The sequence below is a fragment of the Halalkalibacter lacteus genome (genome assembly GCF_036663595.1).
GTDB classification, from domain to species: Bacteria; Bacillota; Bacilli; order Bacillales; family Bacillaceae_D; genus Halalkalibacter; species Halalkalibacter lacteus.
On the sequence record NZ_JAWRVL010000193.1, the window covers coordinates 1 to 274 of the forward strand.

At 71.9% G+C, this 274-nt stretch carries 1 protein-coding gene; it reads left to right on the top strand.

The window, feature by feature from the left end; all coding sequences use genetic code 11:
- Positions 1-274 (top strand): hypothetical protein (locus SAZ04_RS22040; protein ID WP_332699722.1); only part of this gene is annotated, 274 nt, incomplete at both ends.

Genomic DNA, 274 nt, shown 5'->3' on the forward strand with positions numbered 1-274 from the left:
CGAAGACCCGCGAGGGCGTCAAGGGCAGCCTGTTCGGCTTCGGCGGCGCGTTCGCGGGCCGCGGCGGCGACCTCAACCGCACGATCCAGCGCCTGCCCGACTTCCTCGGCGTCGTGGCGCCGGTCCTGCGCAACCTCTCCGACGTCCAGACCGACCTGCCGGGCTTCTTCAAGGAGCTCAACGACGCCGCCCGCGTCGTGGCGCCGGTCTCGAAGAACTTCGCGCACGCCTTCAGCGCGCAGGCCGACACGTTCGACGCGATCTCGCGCGACCC